At 64.8% G+C, this 21,839-nt stretch carries 19 protein-coding genes, 1 pseudogene and 1 riboswitch; of the genes and pseudogenes, 7 read left to right on the top strand and 13 right to left on the bottom strand.

Annotation, left to right across the window (positions count from 1 at the left end; translation table 11 throughout):
• Nucleotides 1-84 precede the first annotated feature (84 nt).
• The 7 genes from ACPRTJ_RS06065 to ACPRTJ_RS06095 all read right to left on the bottom strand — a co-directional run bounded on the left by ACPRTJ_RS06065 (nt 85) and on the right by ACPRTJ_RS06095 (nt 11,661).
• Nucleotides 85-777: a sensor histidine kinase gene (locus ACPRTJ_RS06065; protein ID WP_043864365.1), complete on the bottom strand. Its 693-nt coding sequence runs from the start codon at nt 775-777 to the stop codon at nt 85-87.
• The gene (locus ACPRTJ_RS06070; RefSeq protein WP_043864364.1) at nt 774-2,381 is read right to left on the bottom strand and encodes a tetratricopeptide repeat-containing response regulator; all 1,608 of its coding nucleotides are present in this window, start codon (nt 2,379-2,381) and stop codon (nt 774-776) included. Before ACPRTJ_RS06070 ends, ACPRTJ_RS06065 begins: the two co-directional genes overlap by 4 nt.
• Before the next feature lie 251 nt (nt 2,382-2,632).
• Nucleotides 2,633-5,353 (bottom strand): LuxR C-terminal-related transcriptional regulator, encoded by a 2,721-nt coding sequence (locus ACPRTJ_RS06075; RefSeq protein WP_315403806.1) that lies wholly within the window; start codon nt 5,351-5,353, stop codon nt 2,633-2,635.
• A 252-nt stretch (nt 5,354-5,605) separates the two neighbouring features.
• Nucleotides 5,606-6,970: a DUF1329 domain-containing protein gene (locus tag ACPRTJ_RS06080; RefSeq protein ID WP_043864362.1), complete on the bottom strand. Its 1,365-nt coding sequence runs from the start codon at nt 6,968-6,970 to the stop codon at nt 5,606-5,608.
• 25 nt (nt 6,971-6,995) lie between these two features.
• Nucleotides 6,996-8,879, bottom strand: coding sequence for a DUF1302 domain-containing protein (locus tag ACPRTJ_RS06085; RefSeq protein WP_088515274.1), 1,884 nt, complete (start codon nt 8,877-8,879; stop codon nt 6,996-6,998).
• Between the two features lie 337 nt (nt 8,880-9,216).
• Nucleotides 9,217-10,899, bottom strand: a complete 1,683-nt coding sequence (locus tag ACPRTJ_RS06090; RefSeq protein ID WP_054916228.1) for a fatty acid--CoA ligase — start codon at nt 10,897-10,899, stop codon at nt 9,217-9,219.
• 132 nt (nt 10,900-11,031) lie between these two features.
• The gene (locus tag ACPRTJ_RS06095) at nt 11,032-11,661 is read right to left on the bottom strand and encodes a LysE family transporter (protein WP_043864359.1); all 630 of its coding nucleotides are present in this window, start codon (nt 11,659-11,661) and stop codon (nt 11,032-11,034) included.
• A gap of 188 nt (nt 11,662-11,849) precedes the next feature.
• Here ACPRTJ_RS06095 and ACPRTJ_RS06100 point away from each other — a divergent pair, with 188 nt between their 5' ends.
• The 3 genes from ACPRTJ_RS06100 (at nt 11,850) to ACPRTJ_RS06110 (ending at nt 14,688) form a co-directional block, all read left to right on the top strand.
• The gene (locus ACPRTJ_RS06100; protein ID WP_426428368.1) at nt 11,850-12,812 is read left to right on the top strand and encodes a 2-hydroxyacid dehydrogenase; all 963 of its coding nucleotides are present in this window, start codon (nt 11,850-11,852) and stop codon (nt 12,810-12,812) included.
• 42 nt (nt 12,813-12,854) lie between these two features.
• Entirely contained in the window at nt 12,855-13,853 is a 999-nt protein-coding gene (locus ACPRTJ_RS06105; protein ID WP_043864357.1) for a class I SAM-dependent methyltransferase, read from the top strand.
• A 38-nt stretch (nt 13,854-13,891) separates the two neighbouring features.
• A riboswitch (yybP-ykoY riboswitch) is annotated at nt 13,892-14,013 on the top strand.
• A gap of 87 nt (nt 14,014-14,100) precedes the next feature.
• Nucleotides 14,101-14,688, top strand: a complete 588-nt coding sequence (locus ACPRTJ_RS06110; protein WP_043864356.1) for a TMEM165/GDT1 family protein — start codon at nt 14,101-14,103, stop codon at nt 14,686-14,688.
• Nucleotides 14,689-14,775: 87 nt separating this feature from the next.
• Here the strand turns inward: ACPRTJ_RS06110 and ACPRTJ_RS06115 are convergent, their stop codons facing one another.
• Complete coding sequence (locus tag ACPRTJ_RS06115; protein ID WP_043864476.1) at nt 14,776-15,591, bottom strand: M48 family metallopeptidase; 816 nt, start codon at nt 15,589-15,591, stop codon at nt 14,776-14,778.
• A 1,333-nt stretch (nt 15,592-16,924) separates the two neighbouring features.
• Between ACPRTJ_RS06115 and ACPRTJ_RS06120 the strand changes: the two are divergent.
• A pseudogene (locus tag ACPRTJ_RS06120) lies at nt 16,925-16,984 on the top strand (hypothetical protein); the annotation flags it as partial.
• 198 nt (nt 16,985-17,182) lie between these two features.
• Nucleotides 17,183-17,887 carry a methyl-accepting chemotaxis protein gene (locus ACPRTJ_RS06125; RefSeq protein WP_426429084.1) on the top strand — a complete coding sequence of 235 codons (705 nt, stop codon included), beginning with the start codon at nt 17,183-17,185 and terminating at the stop codon, nt 17,885-17,887.
• A gap of 85 nt (nt 17,888-17,972) precedes the next feature.
• Here ACPRTJ_RS06125 and ACPRTJ_RS06130 read toward each other — a convergent pair whose 3' ends face one another.
• The 3 genes from ACPRTJ_RS06130 to ACPRTJ_RS06140 are packed head-to-tail and all read right to left on the bottom strand — an operon-like array spanning nt 17,973 to nt 19,045.
• Nucleotides 17,973-18,593 (bottom strand): SOS response-associated peptidase, encoded by a 621-nt coding sequence (locus ACPRTJ_RS06130; protein WP_043864354.1) that lies wholly within the window; start codon nt 18,591-18,593, stop codon nt 17,973-17,975.
• Nucleotides 18,594-18,602: 9 nt separating this feature from the next.
• On the bottom strand, nt 18,603-18,863 hold the full coding sequence (locus ACPRTJ_RS06135) for a putative signal transducing protein (protein WP_043864353.1): 261 nt from the start codon (nt 18,861-18,863) through the stop codon (nt 18,603-18,605).
• The gene (locus ACPRTJ_RS06140; protein WP_054916232.1) at nt 18,863-19,045 is read right to left on the bottom strand and encodes a CPXCG motif-containing cysteine-rich protein; all 183 of its coding nucleotides are present in this window, start codon (nt 19,043-19,045) and stop codon (nt 18,863-18,865) included. Before ACPRTJ_RS06140 ends, ACPRTJ_RS06135 begins: the two co-directional genes overlap by 1 nt.
• Nucleotides 19,046-19,168: 123 nt before the next feature.
• Between ACPRTJ_RS06140 and ACPRTJ_RS06145 the strand changes: the two genes are divergently transcribed.
• Nucleotides 19,169-20,332, top strand: a complete 1,164-nt coding sequence (locus ACPRTJ_RS06145) for a 1-acyl-sn-glycerol-3-phosphate acyltransferase (protein ID WP_043864351.1) — start codon at nt 19,169-19,171, stop codon at nt 20,330-20,332.
• A gap of 107 nt (nt 20,333-20,439) precedes the next feature.
• Here ACPRTJ_RS06145 and ACPRTJ_RS06150 read toward each other — a convergent pair whose 3' ends face one another.
• Nucleotides 20,440-20,700: a hypothetical protein gene (locus ACPRTJ_RS06150; RefSeq protein ID WP_054916233.1), complete on the bottom strand. Its 261-nt coding sequence runs from the start codon at nt 20,698-20,700 to the stop codon at nt 20,440-20,442.
• A gap of 163 nt (nt 20,701-20,863) precedes the next feature.
• Here ACPRTJ_RS06150 and ACPRTJ_RS06155 point away from each other — a divergent pair, with 163 nt between their 5' ends.
• Nucleotides 20,864-21,070 (top strand): hypothetical protein, encoded by a 207-nt coding sequence (locus tag ACPRTJ_RS06155; RefSeq protein WP_043864349.1) that lies wholly within the window; start codon nt 20,864-20,866, stop codon nt 21,068-21,070.
• Between the two features lie 72 nt (nt 21,071-21,142).
• On the opposite strand, the gene ACPRTJ_RS06160 is transcribed toward ACPRTJ_RS06155, so the two are convergent.
• The gene (locus tag ACPRTJ_RS06160) at nt 21,143-21,727 is read right to left on the bottom strand and encodes a YajG family lipoprotein (protein WP_043864348.1); all 585 of its coding nucleotides are present in this window, start codon (nt 21,725-21,727) and stop codon (nt 21,143-21,145) included.
• Nucleotides 21,728-21,839 lie beyond the last annotated feature (112 nt).

Genomic DNA, 21,839 nt, shown 5'->3' on the forward strand with positions numbered 1-21,839 from the left:
AGGTGGCCTATGTTACGGGATTTTATGTACTAACCGTTTAATTTGTAGACTTTGGTGCAACGCCCTGGCCGACCGGCGGCTGGCTCAGGGCAGGTACAGCTGGAACAGGCCGCCGCCCAGGGCACCGCCATTGGCGATCTCGATGCGCCCGCGCACACCGTTGCGCTCGTGCAGCGCAGCAATGCGTTCAGCGAAGTACAGGCCCAACCCGGTGCTGCCGGTGTGCAGGTTGATGCCCTGCACGTAGTCGGCCTGACGGTCGATCATGCCCTGTGGATAACCCGGGCCGTCGTCATTGATGCTCAGCACCAGTTGTTCGCCCTGCTCGGTCACCGTGACCAGCAAGGCGTGCCCGGCATAGCGGATGGCGTTGTTGATCACGTTGGAGATCACCGAACCGACCAGCTCGCGGTCGAAGAAGCCCAGCGGGTTGAAGGCATCGATCTCGTAGCGCGCAATGATCTCGCGGCTGTCGATGATCGGCTGATTGGAGGCCAGCAGGCCGCCGATGAAGTCGTCCAGGTCATGGTAGTCGGGGCACATGGGCAACTGATTGACCCCGAGTTTGTACAACCCCAGCAGCTGCACGAGCATGCCGTTGAGGTGCGCGAACTCGTGCTCCACCACCGCCTGCTCCGGGCCTTGCGCCTGGGCGGCCGGCAGGCGCGACAGCCACTGGCTGTGCGCCTGCATCAGCATCGCCAGGGAGTTCTTCATGTCGTGTACGGTGGAGGCGATCACCGTGGAAAAATCCAGCCCCTGGGAATCGTTGCTCATGAGCCCACCGCCCGGATACGCAGTTTTCGATAGCGCTCGTAGCGCGGATCGGTATTGGGAATGCCCGCCACCTTGGCCAGGCACGCGCGGCATTCCTCCAGCGCGGCGCTCGAGGGGTTTTCCCCGGCCATGCGCAGCAGCGCCTGGGCAGTGTTCAGTGCAATGCTGATGTTCTTGGGCTGCAACGCCAGCGCGCGCCGGAACTGCTCCAGCGCCTCGCCGACCTTGCCGGCCTGATAGCTGCGCACGCCCTGGCGGTTGAGGTCGACGGCTTCGTTGCCGGCGCCCAGAATCGTCGGATCGTCGGTCAGCTTGGCGATGCTCTGCATCACGCTCGCGTCGTCACCGTAGACTTCCACGCAGTTCTTGAGGATGGCCGTGCCCGCCGCCTCCTGGCCCAGTTGCTGCAACTGCGCAGCCACTGCCAGGGCGGTTTCGGCCGAGAAGAACTGGTCCATGTTCTCCAGCCGCGCAACCGCCGCCTCGGTGAGCTTGGCGGCCGTCTCGGCATCGCCCGCCTGCGCCAGGCCGGTGGCCTTGATCAAGCGCGCACGTACCTGCAGGCCCTGGTCGTCGGTGTACTCCTTGGCCACATCGCCCAGCACCTGATTCAGCTCCACGCGTGTGCGTGCATCCAGGCCGTTGCCCACGTTCTTCTGGATCAGCGCCTGGGCCAGGCCCAGGTTGCTTTCAGGGTCTTTGAAACGCGAATTCTGGCCCTGGCTCACGGCCTGGCGATAGGCCCGCGACGAGGTGTCGAAGTCGGCGTTGCCCAGGGCCAGCTTGCCCAGTTGCATCTGCCGGCGGACCGCCAGCGGCGACAGGCGTACGGCCTCTTCGAGCACCGACTGGGCACGGCGGGTTTCACCTGCGGCAGCCAGCACGTCGGCCAAGCCGTCGTACAGGCCGGGCATCATCGAAAACGCCTTGATCGCCTGTTCGTAGATTTCCTTGGCCTGGACGGCCTGGCCGCGCTTGAACAGCAGCTTGCCCAGCGCCGCGTACGCCCACGGCGTAGGGCGGTTGGCCAGGATCGCCTTGAGAAAGCGCTCCAGCTCTTCATGCCGGTTGAGGGCGCCCAGGGCGTCGGCACGGTAGCGCAGGCACAGCGGCGCAAAGCGCGGGTCCTGCTTGCACAGGTTGTCGCAGGCCAGCAGCACTTCGGCCGGTCGGCCACGGTCCAGCGCCTGCAAGATAGGCTTGAGCAGGGTCTTGCGCTGTACCAGCTTGTCCAGGCGCTGGGTCAGCCCCAGGCGGTTGAAGGGCTTGGTCAGGTAGGCATCCGGCTCGTGCTCCAGGGCACTGAGCACCACCGCCTGGCTGCTCTCGGCCGTCACCATGACAAAGATCGCCTCGTGGCTGATCAGCTTGTCGATCATCAGGTCTTCCAGCACCTGCTGGCCGTTCTTCTTGCCGTCGCCCAGGTGGAAGTCGTGCAGGATGAAGTCATAGCGCTTCTGCCCGCACATGCGAATCGCCGTCTCGCCGCTCTCGGCGGTATCGACGTCGCGGATACCCATTTCCCGCAACATCGAACGCACGGACGTGCGGAAGTCGGTGAAGTCATCGACGATCAGAAAACTTTTTTGGCTATACACCAACATCCACAAAACCTGACTTGGAAGAAAGAAGAGCGGCGCCAAGGCGCCTACAGGGACAGGCTCGGCTTCAGGACGCAAGCAGCGCGACGATCATCGCCAGCGCATGCTGCTTGGCAAGCAACGTCAACGGCTGCAGGCCTCGGAAAGGCTATCGGCAGCACGTGCACTTTGCTTGAGGCGCCGCAAGCATGCGGCACGAAGCCAACGCGCCAAGTGTGATGGCGCGATGCCATCATACTTGGCCGACTGCCGTGCTACAACAGGCCCAGCGCCTTGGCCCGGGCGACCGCCTGGGTGCGGCGCTCGACGCCGAGCTTGCTGTTGATGTGGCTGGCGTGGGTCTTGACGGTGTGCAACGAAATGAACAGTTGCTCGCTGATCTGCTGGTTGGAACACCCCAGCGCGATCAGCTTGAGCACCGACATCTCTCGCGCACTCAGGGCCTCGGTGCCCGCCCCGGGGGCCGGCGAGGTATCAACCACCGGCAACAGCGACAGCAGGCGCGCCTGCACCGGCCCCGCCGGCTGGGCCAGCAACTGCTCGCGTATCCACTCGGGGTGATCTTCCAGCAGCCGCTGGAAGGGTTGCAGCACGCCCCCCTGCGCGGCCTCCAGGGCCTGGGGCAGCAACACCACGGCCGCCTCTGCAGCACCGCTCGCCAGCAACAGGCCGATATGCTGACACACCGCGGTGGTGCCGAGCAGCTGGCCGCCATTGCTGCGCCCGTGCTCGGTCAGCGCCTGCAGGCGTTGTGCGGCCTGTGCGGTACGCCCCTGGGCCTGTTCCAGCAGGGCCTGCTGCAGTTCGATGTGCAAAGGCAGCAGCGGATGGAACTCCGGTGCGGCGGCGGCACGTTCGCCACCGTAGGTCTGGCCCAGGCGCAGCAGCCAGGATTCGGCCAGGTCCATGCGCCCCTGGGCCAGCCACAGCTCGCATTTGACCAGGGTGATCATGGCCAGGTAGAACACCGGCGGCACGTCCCAGATATGCATCAGGCGCTCGGCCTCGGCCAGCTCGCAGAAGGCCTCGGTAAAACGCCCCTCGCGCCCGTCCAGGGTGGCCAGCACGCAATGCCCGATCAGTACGCTGATGTCGCGACAGGCACGCGCTTCCACCAGCCCGGCACGCAAGCGCGCACGCCCTTCCTGCGGCTGCAGCCCGGCGACCAGCAGGTAGCCTTCGTACAGCGCCAGGCGCGCACGCGCCGCGTACAGGCGCTGGGCCGACAGCCCTTGCAGGCGTTGCAGGCCGTGGCGCACCTCCTCCATCGAACGCAGGACCTCGCCACGGGCATGCAGCACCCGCGCGCGATCGTAGTGGGCCAGGGCCTCGAACAACGGGTTGCCGACCCGCCGTGCCAGCTCCAGCGCCTCGCGGTTCCAGCCACGGGCGTGCCAGAAATCGCCCTCGGCGATGGCCAGGTTGGACAAGGTGGACAGGCACATCAGGCGCTGGCCGTAGCGCTTGGTGGGCAGGCTGCGCAGCGCCTGCTGGCAGTACGAGCGAGTTTTCAGACGGTCGCCGCGACCGCGGGCGATGATTCCGCTCAGGGCCAGCCATTGCGCCAGCATGGACTTCTGCGCCGTGGCCGAAGGCGCCGGCAGGAACCGGCTGAGGTGGCTGACCAGTTCCTCGGCCGCATCCAGCTGGCAGGCCAGCCCCAGCGCCCAGCTGTACAGCACGATCAGGCGCGGGGTGCTGATCAGCAGGCTGTCGGGCAGGTCCATCTTCCAGCGCAGCAGCATGCCGACGTTCTGTTCGGCCAGCAGTTGCTCTTCGGACAGGTTCTGCACCAGGTTGGCCGCCACGTCCAGGTGACCGGCGCGCAGGGCCTGCTCCACCGCCTCGTCGAGCAGGCCCTGGGCGTGGAACCAGCGGCACGCGCGCAGGTGCAGGCTGGCCAGCGGCTGGCTGGCCTGGCGGGTGCGCAGCAGGTCGGAGAACAGGTGGTGATAACGCAGCCATTGACCCTGCTCGTCCAGCGGTACCAGAAACACCTGGTGTGCCTTCAGGTAACGCAGTATCTGCGCGCTGTCGTGGCTTTCGCGCAGGGCATCGCACAGGTCGGCGCAAAAACGCTCCTGGCAGGCGGTGTCGTAGAGAAACGCCTGCACCTCGGGCGGCAGGCAGTCGATGACTTCTTCGAGCAGGTAGTCGCGTATCAGCCCCTCGCCGCCATGCAGGGCGTGGGGCAAGGCGCTGTCGACCCCCGCCTCGGAGGCGGCCAGCAGCCAGAAGCGCAGGCCGGCGACCCAGCCATCGCTGCGTTGAATCAGGTTGTCCAGGGCCTGGCCACGCAGCGTGGTGGGGTGCTGGTCGAGCACGGCCAGGGATTCCTCGGGGCTCAGGCGCAGGTCCTGTTCGGTGAGTTCGAGCAACTGCTGCGACAGGCGCAGGCGCGCCAGGTGCCAGTCGGGACGCTGGCGGCTGGTGACCAGCAGCACCAGGCCAGGCGGCAAATGATTGAGGAAGAACTGCAGGCAGCGGTCGAGCACCGGGCCCTGGGCCAGATGGTAGTCATCGAGCACCAGCAGCAGCGGGTTCTGCGGGTGCAGGTGCAGGGCCAGTTCGTCGAGCAGGCTATCGAGCCACTCCTCGAAGGCAAAAGGCTGGTGCCGCTGGCGCATCTTGAGCAGGCCCAGGGCCTGGTTGCCCAGGTCCGGGCAGAACTGCTGCAGCCCTTCGAGCAGGCGCTCCAGAAAGCGCCCGGGGTCGCTGTCGCGCTGGCTCAGCCCCAGCCACAGGCTGCCCCACGAGGCGGGCAGGCTCTGGCAGAACTCCACGGCCAGCGAGCTCTTGCCGAAACCGGCGGGCGCCGAAACCAGCAGCAGTCGACCGCTCAGGCCGGCGTGCAGGCGCTGGCATAGCCGCGGGCGCGGCACGTGCCCCTCGGGCAGTGGTGGACGGTAGAAGCGGCCCTCCACAGCGCTGATGGCCTGGCTGGCGAACCCTTGCATACGCGACAGATCAGTCATGGCCGGCTCGTTTTAGTTGGAAGTCTTCGGCAGAACAGACCCGCCGAGACTAGCGCTTTAAACGGCACATTTGAAGATGATTGGCGCAGAGGTCGGAAAAAAGACTACAACAAAAAGCGACAAAAACTCACGAAGCGCAGCATTGCGCGCAATTCATCCCGCATTGCCCCTCACGGCCTGTTGTCGGGCCACACACAGAAACGCCCCGGTCAAGCCGGGGCGTTCTGGGGATCACACGGAGGAGGTTCTAACTCAGCGCACACCATCCTGGCGCAGCGCTGCCGGCTGGAAGTCGGCCTTGCTGGCAGTGAAGTCGAAGTTGTAGGCCTTCTGCTCTTCGTTCTTCATGCCCAGCGCCAGGTAACGGCCCGACTGCAGGTCGTAGATGGCTTCCAGGGTGTACCACGGCACCTGCTTGTTGTAGTAATCCTGGGCATGTGCCTCGGATACCCGCCACAGCTGGCCGCGGCCGTCGTACTGGTCGATCACGGCCGCTTGCCAGGTGTCTTCGTCGATGTAGAAGTCACGCTTGGCATAGATGTGCCGCTGGCCCGGTTTCAGGGTGCCCACCACATGCCACACGCGACGCAGCTCGTAACGGGTCAGGTCCTGGTTGATATGCCCCGGCTTGATGATGTCGGCATACTTGAGGCTCGTCGAATCGAGCTTGTAGCTGTTGGAGGCAATGTACATCTCCTTCTTGCCTTCCAGCTTCCAGTCGTAGCGGTCCGGCGCACCGTTGAACATGTCCAGGTTGTCGGAGGTACGCAGGCCGTCAGCGGCGGTACCCGGGCCGTCATACGACACTTGCGGGGCCTGGCGCACGCGGCGCTGGCCAGCGTTGTACATCCAGGCCTTGCGCGGCTCCTTGACCTGGTCGAGGGTCTCGTGAACCAGCAGCACGGTACCGGCCAGGCGCGGCGGGGCGGTCACTTTCTGCTTGAAGTAGAACAGCACGTTGCCAGGGTTGGCCGGATCGAAATCCTTCAGGCGATCGCGGAACATGAACTGTTCCTCGAGCTTCACCATGCTGTAGCTGCCGTTCTGCTGCGGCGTGGCCTGGTTCACCACACGCGTGACGCCACCGCCACGGTAGCGGGTGATGTGGTTCCAGATCACCTCCACACCGCTTTTCGGGATCGGGAACGGGATCGCGATCTGGAAGTTCTCCAGCCCGTTGCCGCCAGCTACCAGGTTGGTGGTGGTGGCGTTCTTCTTGATGGCGGCGAACACCGAGTCCGGCACCGTGGAGCCACGCTGGGTCGGGTACACCGGCAGCTTGAAGGTGTCCGGATAGCGCTTGAACATGGCCAACTGGCCAGGGGACAGCTTGTCCTTGTACTGGTCGACGTTCTGCGCGGTGATGGTGAACTTGGGCTTGTCGTTGCCGTACGGGTCGGACAGGAAGCCCTTGGCATCGACCGAACCGGCCGTGGTGCTCAGGGGCTGCCAGGCAGTGATCGAACCGTCGGCATTGCCGGCCTTCTCGGCGCCCATCGGGGTCAGGCTGGTGCCCAGCTTGGCGGCTTCGTCGGCGGACACCGCCGCCATCACGCCGGTGGCGAGCAGCGACAGGCTCAGCACACCGATTTTCAACAGACTCTTGGTTGCTTTCATGATCTTGGTCTTCCCGGATCAGTGCTTAGAAGTTCACGCCGAAGCTGAGGGCGATGAAGTCGCGGTCATCCACGGTGGTGTACTTGCCATCGAAGAAGTTGGTGTACGACAGGCTCGCGGTGTAGGTGTTCTGGTATTCGGCGTCCAGGCCCAGGCTGACCGCCTTGCGCCCTTCCTCAAAGTTGCCGCCCGGGCCTGGCGAGTAGCCGGACACGTCATGCGACCAGGCCACGCTCGGCTTGAGGTTGACCCCGGCGAACACATCGTTGTAGTCCCAGATCACGCGGCCACGGTAGCCCCACGAGGTGCTGGTGGTGTAGCCGTCCTTTTCGCACTTGCGGCTGCGGTTGGCGGAGGAACCACCGCCAGGCGCGGCGCCACCGATGGTGCCGGCGTTGAGGATGTCCGTGCAGGTATTGAGGCCGAAGGTATCCGGCAGCGGGCCAGGGCCATACACCGGATCGCGGCCGTAGCGCAGCTTGTCGGCGCTTTCCAGGCCGCCCACGTGGGTCACGCCCACTTCACCTACCACGGTCATGCGGCTGGCGCCCATCACCTGGTCGAAGAAGTGCGTCAGGGTGGTCTGGAACTGGGTGATTTCCTTGCGTTTGTAGCCGTGCAGGTCGGTATCGGCCTGGCCCTTGAGCAGCGAGGCATTGCCGAACGTGCCGCCCAGCTGGGTGACCCCGGCGTACAGGATGTCGGTGGTGTTCAGCTGCACCGGTGCGTTCGGCCGGTAGCTGATTTCACCGCTCCACGCGGTGCCGGTAGGCAGGGTGGTGGAGAAGCTCAGGCCGTACAGGCGGATGTCTTCGGGATACTCGACGAAGTACTTGGAGTTGCCCGCCACGATGGCGGCGCCGGTGCGCGGGTCGACCATGCCGGCAATGGCGTAGGCCTGTGCAGAAGCCCCCGTGGCGCTGAAGATCGGCGCACGGCTGTGGTAGTTCATGGCGTAGGCGCCGAACTCGGTATTGAGCGGTTCGAACATGTAGCGCAGGGCAACACCGAACTGGCCGCTGTCACGGGCATCGCGGTCGGGGCCGCGCGCCACCTTGATGCCTTCCTCGTTCACGTCCACGCCGAAGTTGGCCAGGCCGGCGATCTGTGCCGGGGTCATGGTGCGGCTGCTGGACAATACGCGCAGGTTGTCGGTGCAACCGTCGGCGATGATGTCCGGCTGGGAGAAGAAGGTGCCGCAGTTGTCGACGACGGTCTGGTCCCATTCCAGCTGGTAGAAGGCTTCGGCCGACAGGTTGTCGGTCAGGCTCTGGGAGATGTAGAACATGTTGACCGGGATCAGGCCTTCCTTGATCTCGGCACCCGGGCGGCGGAACGCGGAAACGTCGATGGGGTTGATCGAGTTGATGCCACCACCGATGAAGGTACTTTCACCCCAGCTCACCACCTGCTTGCCGAAACGCACCGAACCCGGCAGTTCGCCAATCGAGTAGTTGTGGTAGACGAAGGCGTCGAGCAGCTCGGCACCGGACGACTTGGCGCCCTCTTTGCGGTTGGAGTCGCTGATGTCCTTGAACTGGCGGTGTTCGTCCTTGAGTTCGAAGTCGTACCAGTACTTGCCACGCACGAACACGCCGGTGTCGCCGTACTTGAGCTCCAGGTCGTGGATGCCCTTGAAGATCTTCGAGAAGGTCTCGCCGCGCTTGAAGTTCAGGTGGCCGTCGTCGGAGGTCTGCGACAGACCCTTGCCGCCGTTGTTGACGCCGATCAGGTTCTGGTTCGGCTTGGCCGTCGACCAGCTGGCCCCCACGGACAGCGACGAGTCGAACTGACCTTCGATTTCACCGATGTTGAAACTGACGCCGAATGCAGGGCCGGCGAGCGTAGAAGCGAGGCTGACGGCCAATGGCAATTTCGCCCGGCGCCAGAACAGATTTACTGATGTCATCGACGCTACTCCATGTACTTTATTTTTATGGCAGTGAGTCCTTTGAGAAACGCATCGAACGACCGACGTGAATACGCCTGCTGGTCGACCAACGTGGCAGTGCGCAGTCATTTGCGCGGGCCCCCGTCCCTAAAAATCCCCTGACCCGACTATAGCCAGCAGGTACCTGTGCTTGATCCCTCTAAAGTGTGATTTGCACGTTGGTACTACACCCAAAGAGCTGATTCGCTCGCCAACTGCGCGGGCAGCGGCAAGGATGGCCTATTTTTTCGCTTTGACAAGGCGCGCAGGTGTCTGGCGCAAGGGTCGCACCCGCCAGGGCGCGACCGGCCCGCCTTCAGAGGGTGGACAGAAATGCGCTGTTGCTGGCCTGCCAGTGGCTGATGTCGACGCGGATGCGCTTCTTGTCCAGCTTGCCCACGCTGGTCTTGGGAATTTCGGTAACAAGGGCGATCTGGCTGGGGATTGCCCACTTGTTGATCATGCCCAGCTCCACGTAGGGCTTGAGGTGCTCCTTGAGCTCGCGGGCGTCGATGCTGGTGCCGTCACGCACCACCAGCAGGGCAAACGGACGCTCGCCCCACTGCGGATCGGGTACACCCACCACCGCCACTTCGCGCACCGAGGGGTGGCGGCTGACGAGGTCTTCGAGGGCCAGCGACGACACCCACTCCCCGCCGGTCTTGATCACGTCCTTGATGCGATCGCGGATATCGACCACGCCCATGCTGTCGATGGTCGCCACATCCCCGGTGTGCAGCCAGCCGCCCTGCCACAGCTCGGCGCCTTTCTCCGGTTCGCGGAAATACCCCATGCTCAGCCACGGCGCGCGTAGCACCAGTTCGCCCTGGGACTCGCCGTCAGCCGGCAGGAAGCCGCCTTCGGCATCCATCACCGCGGCCTCCACCAGCGGCACCGGCACGCCGGCCTTGATGCGGTAGCTGATGCATTCGTCGTCGCTGCCGGCCAGCAGCTCTTCGTTGAGGTGGGCACAGGCCACCAGCGGGCAGGTTTCCGACATGCCATAGGCCGCCGTGAGCTGGATGCCCTGGGCCTTGGCCGACTCATACAGGGCGCGGTTGAGCGAGCTGCCGCCAATGATGATCTTCCAGCCGCCGAAATCCTGGCCCTGCGCGCCCTTGGCGTTGAGCAGCATCTGCAGGATGGTCGGTACGCAGTGCGAGAAGGTGACCTTTTCGTCCCGCCACAGCTGACACAGCATCTCCGGCTCGTAGCGCCCCGGGTAGACCTGCTTGAGCCCGAGCATGGTGGCCACGTAGGGGATGCCCCAGGCGTGCACGTGGAACATCGGGGTGATGGGCATGTACACATCATCGGTGCCCAGCAGGCGGATGCTGTCGATGCTGCCGGTCACGGTAGCCACGCCCAGGGTGTGCAGCACCAGCTGGCGGTGGGTGAAATACACGCCCTTGGGGTTGCCGGTGGTACCGGTGGTGTAGAAGGTGGTGGCCACCGAGTTCTCGTCGAAGTCGGGGAAGTCGTAGGTGGTGGCCGCGCCCGCCAGCAGGTGCTCGTACTCGCCCACCAGGTTCGGCAGTTCGGCATGCTTGTCGGGGCCGTCAGTGAGCAGCAGGGTCTTCTCGACCGTGGTCAGTTGCGGCGCGATGGACTGATACAGCCCGATGAAATCGCTGTTGACCAGCACGAAGCGGTCTTCGGCGTGGTTCATGGTGTAGAGGATCTGCTCGGGCGACAGGCGCACGTTGATGGTGTGGGCCACCGCGCCGATCATCGGGATGGCGAACATGCACTCCAGGTAGCGATGGCTGTCCCAGTCCATCACCGCCACGGTGTCGCCGGCCTTGACCCCGGCTGCGGTGAGCACGTTGGCCAGGCGCGCGATGCGCTCGCTCAGGGTCAGGTAGTTGTAGCGCAGCTGATCGCGGTACACGATCTCGCGGGTTTTCTCGTAGCGGCTGCCCGACATCAGCAGGCGCTTGATCAGCAGCGGGTATTCGTAAGCGCCCGCAGCGGGGGCGATAATCCTGGTTTGCAGCATGGGAGTCCCTTTTTCGAGTACGCAGGCATGGCAATACGGCGCTTACTCTAGAACGGGACGGGGGCGCTCAAATCAGCCAAAGGAATGATTTGCGCGCCCGCAGGGATGACAGGCCAATGGCCATCAACCGCCTCAGTGCATCTCGGTGAAGGCGATCTTGATACCCAGCGCCACCAGCACCGCGCCCATGCCGCGATCGAACCAGTGGCCCATGCGCGCAAACCCGGAGCGCACGCGGGCGTGGCTGAACAGCAGGGCCACCAGGCAGAACCACAGGCCGGTGGCCAGTGCCAGGTAGGCCCCGTAGCCGGCCTGTATCAGCAGCGGCGTGTGCGGGTTGATCACCACCGTGAACAGCGACAGGAAGAACAGCGTGGCCTTGGGGTTCAGGCCGTTGGTCATGAACCCTGCCACAAAGGCGGCACGCGGGGTGCGCGCCACGGTCGAGACCTGCACGCTCTCGCTGCCGGCAGGCGCCGGGCGGGCACGCAGGGCCTTGATGCCGATGTACACCAGGTAGGCCGCAGCCAGCCACTTGAGCACGTTGAACAGCATGATCGACTGCGACACGATCAGGCCGATGCCCAGCAGCGAATAGCCCACATGCAGGAAGATCGCCGTGCCCACGCCGAAGGCGGTCCAGGTACCGGCGCGCCGACCGTGGGTAACACTTTCGCGCACCACCACCGCAAAGTCCGGGCCGGGGCTGGCCACGGCCAGCAGGTGGATCAGCGCAACGGTGAGAAATTCTGCCCAGTACATGGGGTGACGCTCCTGGCAAACGATCGGGTGGCGTACCTTACCCACTGCCTGGCAGTTCTGAAAGATACAGTTACAAGTGAATCGGCACAGTCACCTCCCGTGCAGCCGGATGCCTGGCTTTACGCCCACGGCGATGCAGGCTCTAATGCCCCACTACCTGCTCAAACCACACCCCAGGAGCCTGCCCCATGACCTTGCGCCGCGCTGTATTCCTCGACCACAGCTCCCTGGACCTGGGCGACCTCGACCTGAGCCGCCTGCGCGGCTGCTTCGATGAACTGCAGTTGCACCCGGCCACTGCCCCCCACGAGGTGGCCGAGCGTCTGCAGGGCGCGAGCGTGGCGATCACCAACAAGGTGCACCTGGACGCCGCCGCCCTCGCCGCCTGCCCCGACCTCAGGCTGATCCTGGTGTCGGCCACCGGCACCAACAACGTCGACCTGCAGGCCGCGCGCGCCCAGGGCATCGTGGTCAGCAACTGCCAGGGCTACGGCACGCCCTCGGTGGCGCAGCACACCCTGGCCCTGCTGCTGGCGCTGGCCACTCGCCTGCCCGATTACCAGCAGGCGGTGGCCGACGGCAAATGGGCCCAGGCCAGTCAGTTCTGCCTGCTCGACTTTCCCATCGTCGAACTGGAGGGCAAGACCCTCGGCCTGCTCGGCCACGGCGAACTTGGCGGTGCGGTGGCGCGCCTGGCCGAAGCTTTCGGCATGCGCGTGCTGTGCGGCCAGTTGCCCGGCCGCCCGGCCCGCGATGATCGCCTGAGCCTGGCCGAGCTGCTGCCGCAGGTGGATGCGCTGACCCTGCACTGCCCGCTCAACGACAGCACCCGCAACATGATCGGCGCCGCCGAGCTGGCCCTGCTCAAGCCCGGCGCGTTCGTGGTCAACACCGCCCGTGGCGGGCTGATCGACGAGCAGGCGCTGGCCGACGCACTGCGCAGCGGGCACCTGGGTGGCGCCGCCACCGACGTGCTCAGCGTGGAGCCTCCGGTCAATGGCAACCCCCTGCTGGCAGGCGATATCCCGCGCCTTGTGGTCACCCCGCACAGTGCCTGGGGCGCGGTCGAGGCGCGCCAGCGCATCGTCGGCCAACTGGCCGAGAACGCCGAAGCCTTCCTGCAGGGCAACCCGCGCCGAGTGGTCAGCTGAGTTCTGCTAGAATTCGCGACTTTTTGCAGAGGGGCGCCGACCATGGACCCGCGTAGTGAAGTGTTGCTCCGTCAGGCCGAGCTGTTCAAAGGCCCCGTGTTGCTGGCCGGCCTGCCCGCCGACGACCTGCTGGGCAGCCTGCCCGATGCCCGCGCCTGGAGCTGGCACGCCGGCGACCAGGCCGCGCTCGAGGCGCGATTTGCCGGGCGCAGTCACTATGGCGTGGAGGTGCCGCCGGTGGCTTTCGACGGCGCCGTGCTGTTTCTGCCCAAGTCCCGCGATCTGGCCAACTACCTGCTCAATGCCCTGGCCTCGCGCCTGGGTGGGCGCCAGCTGTACCTGGTGGGTGAAAAGCGCGGGGGTATCGAGGGTGCGGCCAAGCAGCTGCACGCCTTCGGCAAGCCGCGCAAGCTCGACAGTGCACGCCATTGCCAGCTGTGGCAGGTCACGGTGGACACCCCGCCAGAGGCGCAGCCGCTGGAAAGCCTGGCGCAACGATTCGAACTGCCACTGGCCGAAGGCCCGCTGCAGATCGTGAGCCTGCCCGGGGTCTTCAGCCATGGCCGGCTGGACCGCGGCAGCGCGCTGCTGCTGGATAACCTCGAGCAACTGCCCGTGGGCCATGTGCTGGACTTTGGCTGCGGCGCGGGCGTACTCGGCGCGGCGATCAAGCGCCGCTACCCACAAAGCCGGGTAACGCTGCTGGACGTGGATGCCTTCGCCGTGGCCAGCAGCCGCCTGACCCTGGCCGCCAATGGCCTGGAGGGGGAGGTCATCGCCGGTGACGGCATCGATGCCGCGCCCCGCGAGCTGAACGTGATCCTGAGCAATCCGCCGTTTCACACCGGGGTTCACACCAATTACCACGCCTCGGAAACCTTGCTGAAAAAATCGGCCGATCATCTGAAAAAAGGCGGCGAACTTCGACTTGTGGCCAACAGCTTCCTGCGGTACCAACCGCTCATCGAAGGCGCCTTGGGCAACTGCCTGATTCGCGACGAGGGACAAGGCTTTCGGATCTACCAGGCCACACGAACTTAAAAACTTCGCTTGCCCAAACGGTTTTGCCTAGGCAGAATCCGCTCCGTCCTAGGGGAGTAGTCTCCCGCGAGCACCCAGCTCGCCCGGTACGCGTCAACATACTTGGTCCTCAGACCATGGCGCGTACGACCCACGGTCCGCACAGACGGATCCAGGGTTTGACAAGACCTATGACACGCACACCTTACCCGGGGCGGGAAGGCTGTACGTGTCATAGCCGTGTCGACCCGCCCCCGTAGGAATCCTGATGCTGGAATCATTGCTGGTCCCCACCGCCATCGTTGCGCTCGCCGAAATCGGCGACAAGACGCAACTGCTCGCGCTCATCCTCGCTGCACGCTTTCGCAAACCCTGGCCGATCATCGCCGGTATCGTTGCCGCGACCCTGGCCAACCATGCGGCGGCCGGTGCAGTGGGTGCGTGGTTCGGCAGTTTCTTCTCGGAGGCCACGTTGCACTGGATCCTGGCCGCAAGCTTTGCCGCCACGGCCCTGTGGACCCTGGTGCCGGACAAGATGGATGACGATGAAGCCAGTACGGCGCGGCGCTTCGGCCCGTTCCTGACCACGCTGATCGCGTTCTTCATTGCCGAGATCGGCGATAAGACGCAGGTGGCCACGGTGATGCTGGCGGCGCAGTACCCGCACCTGATCATGGTGATCATCGGCACCACCCTGGGCATGCTGATTGCCAACGTACCGGTGGTGCTGGCGGGCAATTTTGCCGCCGAGAAGCTGCCGTTGACCCTGATCCGTCGCCTGGCGGCCACGGCATTCGTGGTGCTGGCGCTGGTGGCGGTGTATTCGGCGATGAAGGTCAGCGGGTGGGTGGGCTGATACCGGCTAGCGTGTGAAGCATTCGCCGGCAAGGCCGGCTCCTACAGGTTCAGGTAGGAGCCGGCAGTGCCGGCGAAGGTCACGGCGCTATTTTCTGGCTTGCTCGTACAACGGCATCACCTTGGGAATCGCCGCCTGCAACGACGCGATACGGCTGCTCGAAGCCGGGTGAGTGCTCATGAACTCAGGCTGCGAACCACCCGACGCTTCGGTCATCTTGTTCCACAGGCTGATCGCCGCATTCGGGTTGTAGCCCGCACGCGCCGCCAGCTCCAGGCCGATCAGGTCGGCTTCGTTCTCGTTGCTGCGGCTGTTGGGCAAGGTCATGCTGTACTGCACCACGGTGTCGGCCAGCGCCAGGCTGTCCTGGCCCAGGCCGAACAGGGCACCTGCGCCCTGGCGCGCCATCTCAACACCATAGGCCTTGGACATCGCCTCGCGACCATGCTCGCGCAGGGCGTGGGCGATTTCGTGGCCCATTACCGCCGCGATCTCGTCGTCGGTCAGCTTGAGCTTGTCGATCAGGCCGGTATAGAAAATGATCTTGCCACCCGGGCCGCAGTTGGCATTGAGCTCGTCGCTCTTGATCAGGTTGACTTCCCATTTCCACTGCGCCGCATCGGGGCGGAACTTCGGCGCCTGCACGATCAGCCGATCGGCAATGGCCTGCACCCGCTTGGCGGTGGCACTGGTCTTGTCGAGCATACCTTTGGTGGATGCCTCGCCCAGGGTCTGCTGGTACGACTGCGCGTACATCTGGTTGACCTCATCGGTCGACAGCATGCTGAACATGTACTGTTTGCGCTCCACGCCTACCGCTCCACCACTGGTGGTGTTCACGGCCTGGCAACCGGCCAGCAGCACACTGGCGCTCAGGGCACCGATAACAACTGATCTACGCATGAAAACACTCCCTTCGAACATGCGGCGTATCCTAGGCCGCGCATCATAAACGCGCTACAGCCGTTCGCGAAGAATTGCATCGCCACACTCATGCTTTGCCCCCGGCGCGCCGATAACGCCCAGACAGGCGACCCTCTTTGCGCTCGGAGCTCCCATGAAGTTCAAGTCGATCCAGTTTTCCGTGGCCGCGCTGGCCGGTGCCATCGTGCTGAGCATCGTTGCAGCACTGGTGCTATACGCAGTGTATTCCGGTGCCCGCACCCAGACGCTGGTGCACAACCGCACCCAGCAACAGTTCGAGGCAGTGATCGAGCAACGCCTGACGGCCCTGGCCCAGACCCAGGTCAGCCAGATCCAGCGCAGCCTCGAGGCGCCGCTGCTGATCGCCCGCGGCCTGGCCACCACCAATGCCCTGATCGGCATGCAGGATGCTGCCGGCAACCCGCAGCTCAAGCTCGAACGCGAACAGATGATCGCCCTGCTCAGGCAGACCGCCCTGGACAACCCGCTGTTGCTGGGCGTTTACGTGGGCTGGGAGCCCAATGCGCTGGACCACGACGATGCCCGCTATGCAGGCAGCACGCTGGCGGGCGTCAACCCGCAGAGCGGGCGCTTTCTGCCGTGGTGGTACCGTAACGACGACGGTAGCCTGACCCTCGACAAACTCCAGGATGTGGACGACCGTACCCTGCTGCCCACGGGCGTGCGCACCAGCGAGTACTACCTGTGTTCCAAGGAGACCGGCAAGGCCTGCGCCATTGACCCGGCCCCGTACCAGGTGGGCAACAAGACCGTGATGCTGGCCTCGTTCGTCGAGCCGATCATGGTCAACGGCCAGTTCCAGGGCATCGCCGCCGCCGACCTGTCGCTGAACTTCATCCAGGATATGCTCAAGGCCGCCGACGCCCAGCTGTATGACGGTGCGGGCGAGATGGCGCTGCTGTCCAACAACGGACGCGTGGTGGCCTATACCAAGGATGCGAGCACGTTCGGCAAAAAAGCCAGCGATGTGCTGCAACCCAATGAAGTGGCGGTGCTCGGCAACCTGTCGGGCAAGGCGCTGCACTACGAAATCGACCATGCCAGCGGACAGATCGAGCTGTTCGTGCCATTTGCCGTGGGCAACACCGCCTCGCGCTGGACCTTGCTGCTGCAACTGCCGGTCAGCGCGGTGATGGCCGACCTTGACGCGCTGCAGCGCGAAATGAGTGCCCAGCGCAGCACCGACCTCACCGGCATGATCGTGGTCGGCCTGGGCATCGCCGGGCTTGGCCTGCTGGTGATCTGGCTGCTGGCCCACGGCATCGCCCGGCCGCTGCGCCAGATGGTCGGCATGCTGGACGACATCGCCCAGGGCGAAGGTGACCTGACCCGGCGCCTGAGCAGCGATCGCGCCGACGAACTGGGCGCCATCGCCCGTGGCTTCAATACATTCCTGAGCAAGCTGCAGGCAATGATCAGCCAGGTGGTGGTGTCGGTGCAGAAGGTCAGCGACTCGTCCGAGCACACCGCCGACATCGCCATTCGCACCAACCAGGGCGTGCACAAGCAGATGGCCGAGATCGACCTGGTGGCCACTGCGGTGCATGAAATGACCGCGACCGCCCAGGACGTGGCGCGCAATGCCACCCATGCAGCGCAAGCGGCCAGCAATGCCGACCAGGCCGCCAACCAGGGCCTGGAGATCGTGCGCAACACCTCCACCTCGATCAGCGCCCTGGCCGAGGAGATCGGCCGTGCGGTGGGTGTGGTACAGGCCCTGGCGCGCGACAGCGAGAACATCAACGCGATCCTGGTGGCGATTCGTGCAATTGCCGAACAGACCAACCTGCTGGCGCTCAACGCGGCCATCGAGGCGGCGCGAGCCGGTGAACAGGGACGCGGGTTTGCCGTGGTGGCCGATGAAGTGCGCAACCTGGCGCAGAAGACCCAGCAGGCTACCGAAGAGATCCAGCAGATGATCCAGCAGCTGCAGCAGGGCACGCGGGATGTGGTGCAGGTAATGGAGGACAGTCAGGGCAAGACCGAAGTCAGCGTGCAACAGGCGGCGCAGGCGGCCCAGGCGCTGGAGAGCATCACCCGGGCGGTGTCGGTGATCAACGACATGAACACCCAGATCGCCAGCGCGGCGGAGGAGCAGAGCGCAGTGGCCGAGGACATCAACCGCAACGTGATCAATATCGGTCAGGTGGCCAACGAAGTGGCCGGTGGGGCGGACGAGTCGAGCACAGCGAGCGCGGAGCTGACCAAGCTGGCGGAGCAGCAGCGCCGGTTGATCAATCAGTTTCGCGTCTGAGCCAGAAGCTTCGCCGGCAAGGCCGGCTCCTACAGGGGCATGCAGTGCCTGTAGGAGCCAGCCTTGCCGGCGAAGGGCTCCCCACTTACGCCGGGGTCAGGCACTCCGGCGCATTCAACTTCGGATCATTCACCAGGTTCGCCAGCACCCGCTCGCGCAAGGCGGCCTGCGGGCCAGCGAGCAATTCCTGCAACTTCACCAGCGGCGTCTGCGGGTCCAGCCACGCGGCCTGCCCTGCCGCATCCAGAATCAGCGGCCGGCGCTGGTTGACTGCGGCCTGGGTCACCACCGCCGTGCTCAGCCACACCTGGTCCTGCACCGGGTAGGCCTCCCACACGCCGGCAAAGAACAGCGAAGACCCCTCGCCCGGCGTCAGCCAGTAAGGCCGCTTGCGCGCGGTGCCGCGCCACTCATAGAAGCCGTTGGCCGGCAGCAGGCAACGGCGCAGGCGAAACGCTTCGCGAAACATCGGTTGCTCGGCCAGGGTCTCGGCGCGCGCCTGGGCCGGGGTGCGCGACAGGTCGGTCAGCCACGCCGGGGTCAGCCCCCAGCGCGCCCGCGCCAGCTCCAGCTGGCCTTCGCGCTGACGCTGGATCAGCACCGAGGCGCCGGGCGAGATGTTCCATTGCGCCTGCTGGTCAGGCGGGAACCCGGGCAGCGCGGCAAACGCCGAAGACCAGCGAAACAGGGCGTAACGTCCACACATGAGCAAAACCTAGCAAATCAGTATTCCCGGAAGGCTCTCCGGCTCGTCGCCAGGAAGCGGCTGGGCGCCATTGTACGCGGCGATCAGCTGGCGTGCGTATTCGGCCTGCGCATCGGGCACCGCCAGGCCCAGCAGCCCCTGCATCGGCAGCTCGCCCACGGCGCCCATCAGGTCGCGCCCACTCAGGTGCGCCTGGATCCCTTCGCTGCGCAGCATGCCGATCAGAAGCTCGGCCTCCAGCAGACTTTCCGGCTCGTAGATACGCTGCATCACTCGTCCTCGCGCTTGACGTCCAGCATCCACTCCTCGCCATGCACCTGCAGCACGAACACGATCGGCCGGCAACAGACCTGGCAGTCCTCGATATAGCTCTGGTCGCCACCGGACAGGTCAACGGTGGTTTCCACTTGCTCACCGCAGTAAGGACAATCATAGAAAGCAGATTCCACCATCGCAGTCTCCCAGGTGACTTGTGCGTATAATTGCCGGTCTATTTACAGGCCTTGCCGGTGTCTGAGCCGTTTTTCAGTCCGCAGCCCTACTATTACCCTAGCCGTTTCCAACAAGAGAGCATGATGGGCGAATTCGATGCCATCCGACCGTACAACGACGCCGAGGTGCCCGCCGTGCTGGCGCGCCTGCTCAGCGACCCGGCATTTCTGGATATCCTCACCCACTTTCGCTTCCCGCGCATGGCCGGGGCCTTCGGCTGGCTGCTCAAGCCGCTGATCGCTCGGCGCCTGCGCAAGGAATTTGCCGGGGTCAGTTGCGTATCGACCCTGCAGGACAAGGTCGAATACTACGTCGACCACACCATCGACCGCGCCACCGACGGGGTGACCTACACCGGTGTCGAGCAGTTCAAGTCCGGCAGTGCCTACCTGTTCCTGGCCAACCACCGCGACATCGTGATGGACCCGGCCTTCGTCAACTATGCGGTGTACCACGCCGGCCTGCCGACCCCGCGCATCGCGATCGGCGACAACCTGCTGCAAAAGCCGTTCGTCAGCGACATGATGCGCCTGAACAAGAGCTTCATCGTGCACCGCTCGATCACCGGGCGGCGCGAAAAGCTGGCGGCCTATCAGCTGCTGTCGGCCTACATCAACCACTCGATCCGCAACGACTGCGCCTCGATCTGGATCGCCCAGGCCGAGGGCCGCGCCAAGGATGGTGACGACCGCACCGATTCGGCGATCCTCAAGATGTTCCACATGAGCCGCAAGGACGAACCGTTCGGCGCGGTGATCCAGTCGCTGAACCTGAGCCCGGTGTCGATCAGCTACGAGTACGACCCGTGCGACCAGGCCAAGGCCCGCGAGCTGTACATCCGCGCCACCACCGGCACCTACAGCAAGGCGCCTGGCGAGGATGACGTGAGCATCGCCCAGGGCATTACCGGCTACAAAGGTCGCGTGCACATCAACTTCGCCCCGCCGGTGAGCGAGTACTTCGAAGACACCAAGCAACTGGCGGCGGAAATCGATCGGCAGATACTGGGTGGCTACCGGTTGTTCCCGGTGCATTACCTGGCGTATGCACAGTGGGCCGATGCCGACCCGCAGTTGCAGGTGCCCAGGGCCGCCGAGGTGTTCCCGGCCGATGAGCTGGCCCGAGCCCAGGCCGAGTGGCAACGGCGCCTGGATGCCTGCCCGGTGGAACACCAGCCGTACCTGGTGCTGCAGTATGCGATGCCGGTGCGCAACCAGTACCGCGTCAAGGCGGGGTTGGCGCTCTAGAGCGCGTCGCCCGTATCGCGGGTCAAGCCCGCTCCCACAGGGATATCACTGGCCTTGAGTACAGTGCAGAACATGTGGGAGCGGGCTTGACCCGCGATGGCTTCACCTCAGATCCAGGTACTGAACCACGACAGCAGCAGCGCCATCGCCAGGCACGAAAACCCCAGGATGTAGTAGAACCGGTTCACCCGCAGGTTCATCCCCTCCACCATCACCTCATCACGCGCCAGCCCCGCCAGCGCCTGCGCGCCACGACGCCGCGCCGCTTGCAACAGCAACCCGCCAGGGCAGGTAATCAACAAGGCCAGCACATTGATCAGCTTGGCCGGGTGGGCCGCCAGCAGCCCCCACATCACTTGCAACGACATCGCACAACCTCGATAAAAAACCAGACCTCGACACGCCGCGCATTCTACCCAAGCGCCAGCGGCTCTCTCGTACTTTGCGACCGATGACAATTAAATCCGGCCGTCACACGTTCGTCATCCCGACAAGCCACTCTATTGCCCTTCAACACTCAGGGAGCTTGTCATGCTGCACGCCGAAAACCAGGACCGCCTCTATCTGATCGCCCCCAGCGATGAACAACAGGCCTTGATCGACGGCCTGGCGTTCAACGTCCAGGACCGCCAGTGGCTGGTGTACTGCGCACTTGGCGGGCATGCCCACCATGACCTGCCGGAGGTCGACCAGGGCACCGGCATCAGCCTGCTGGACTTCTACGTCGAAGCCGCCTGAGCAGGTCACGCCCACTAAAAAGCCCGATGCCTGCAACGAGGCATCGGGCTTTTTCGTTTGCCGTCAGCGGGTTTACTCGCCCAGTACCTGACCGACCGTCGGGTCCTTGAACAGGCGGGTCAGGGCGTCGCTGAGCACGTCACCCACCAGCTTGGTGTTGGTTTCCTGGTTGGGCGCCATGCCGAAGCGCTGGTCCAGCGAGGCGCCGTAGCGACCGCTGTAGCGGCGGTTGGCATTGGACACGTCGGCACGGAAGGTGGCGCCGATGGTGGCCTCGGTCACGTACAGGCCTTCCTTGGGCGACTGGTACTTCAGCTCGGCCAGGGTCACGGTCAGCTGCGGGGCGTTGTAGGCGTTCGCCGTGGGCGTGAAGCCCAGCAGGCGCACCGCTGCCTCGGCCTGGGCCTGCAGCTTGGGCACGATGTCATTGCCGTTCACGGTGATGGCGCTGGTTTCCGGGTACAGCCCGCCGCGGGTACCCAGGGTTTGCGAAGGACGACCATCGACCACCTTGACCACCACCGGCTGGCCACGACCCACGGGCGCGAGCTGGGCAGTGAGTTTGGGTTGCGGGCTGAGTTGTTGCGGGCTGTGGGCACAACCGACCAGGGTCAGGCTGGTGACAGCGATCAAACCGAACAACAAACGTTGCAACATGCTCATCTCTCCAGGAATAGCAGCAAAGGTCGCCAGTATAACCACCCGGGACCACCCCAGCCATCGGGGCCAGCCACTGTCACAATCGTTTCATCATCGACCGCGTAGACTG

It is taken from the genome of Pseudomonas palmensis, from assembly GCF_049942755.1.
In the GTDB taxonomy this organism is placed as follows: Bacteria; Pseudomonadota; Gammaproteobacteria; order Pseudomonadales; family Pseudomonadaceae; genus Aquipseudomonas; species Aquipseudomonas palmensis.

Excerpts from the sequence above, each read along its gene's own strand:
- ACPRTJ_RS06090 (WP_054916228.1), bottom strand. The coding sequence starts at position 10,899 with ATGCTGCAAACCAGGATTATCGCCCCCGCTGCGGGCGCTTACGAATAC.
- ACPRTJ_RS06150 (WP_054916233.1), bottom strand. The coding sequence starts at position 20,700 with ATGTCGTTGCAAGTGATGTGGGGGCTGCTGGCGGCCCACCCGGCCAAG.
- ACPRTJ_RS06155 (WP_043864349.1), top strand. The coding sequence starts at position 20,864 with ATGCTGCACGCCGAAAACCAGGACCGCCTCTATCTGATCGCCCCCAGC.
- ACPRTJ_RS06065 (WP_043864365.1), bottom strand. The coding sequence starts at position 777 with ATGAGCAACGATTCCCAGGGGCTGGATTTTTCCACGGTGATCGCCTCC.
- ACPRTJ_RS06130 (WP_043864354.1), bottom strand. The coding sequence starts at position 18,593 with ATGTGTGGACGTTACGCCCTGTTTCGCTGGTCTTCGGCGTTTGCCGCG.
- ACPRTJ_RS06085 (WP_088515274.1), bottom strand. The coding sequence starts at position 8,879 with ATGACATCAGTAAATCTGTTCTGGCGCCGGGCGAAATTGCCATTGGCC.
- ACPRTJ_RS06070 (WP_043864364.1), bottom strand. The coding sequence starts at position 2,381 with ATGTTGGTGTATAGCCAAAAAAGTTTTCTGATCGTCGATGACTTCACC.
- ACPRTJ_RS06110 (WP_043864356.1), top strand. The coding sequence starts at position 14,101 with ATGCTGGAATCATTGCTGGTCCCCACCGCCATCGTTGCGCTCGCCGAA.
- ACPRTJ_RS06115 (WP_043864476.1), bottom strand. The coding sequence starts at position 15,591 with ATGCGTAGATCAGTTGTTATCGGTGCCCTGAGCGCCAGTGTGCTGCTG.
- ACPRTJ_RS06125 (WP_426429084.1), top strand. The coding sequence starts at position 17,183 with ATGACCGCGACCGCCCAGGACGTGGCGCGCAATGCCACCCATGCAGCG.
- ACPRTJ_RS06140 (WP_054916232.1), bottom strand. The coding sequence starts at position 19,045 with ATGGTGGAATCTGCTTTCTATGATTGTCCTTACTGCGGTGAGCAAGTG.
- ACPRTJ_RS06160 (WP_043864348.1), bottom strand. The coding sequence starts at position 21,727 with ATGTTGCAACGTTTGTTGTTCGGTTTGATCGCTGTCACCAGCCTGACC.
- ACPRTJ_RS06145 (WP_043864351.1), top strand. The coding sequence starts at position 19,169 with ATGGGCGAATTCGATGCCATCCGACCGTACAACGACGCCGAGGTGCCC.
- ACPRTJ_RS06080 (WP_043864362.1), bottom strand. The coding sequence starts at position 6,970 with ATGAAAGCAACCAAGAGTCTGTTGAAAATCGGTGTGCTGAGCCTGTCG.
- ACPRTJ_RS06135 (WP_043864353.1), bottom strand. The coding sequence starts at position 18,863 with ATGCAGCGTATCTACGAGCCGGAAAGTCTGCTGGAGGCCGAGCTTCTG.
- ACPRTJ_RS06095 (WP_043864359.1), bottom strand. The coding sequence starts at position 11,661 with ATGTACTGGGCAGAATTTCTCACCGTTGCGCTGATCCACCTGCTGGCC.
- ACPRTJ_RS06100 (WP_426428368.1), top strand. The coding sequence starts at position 11,850 with ATGACCTTGCGCCGCGCTGTATTCCTCGACCACAGCTCCCTGGACCTG.
- ACPRTJ_RS06075 (WP_315403806.1), bottom strand. The coding sequence starts at position 5,353 with ATGACTGATCTGTCGCGTATGCAAGGGTTCGCCAGCCAGGCCATCAGC.
- ACPRTJ_RS06105 (WP_043864357.1), top strand. The coding sequence starts at position 12,855 with ATGGACCCGCGTAGTGAAGTGTTGCTCCGTCAGGCCGAGCTGTTCAAA.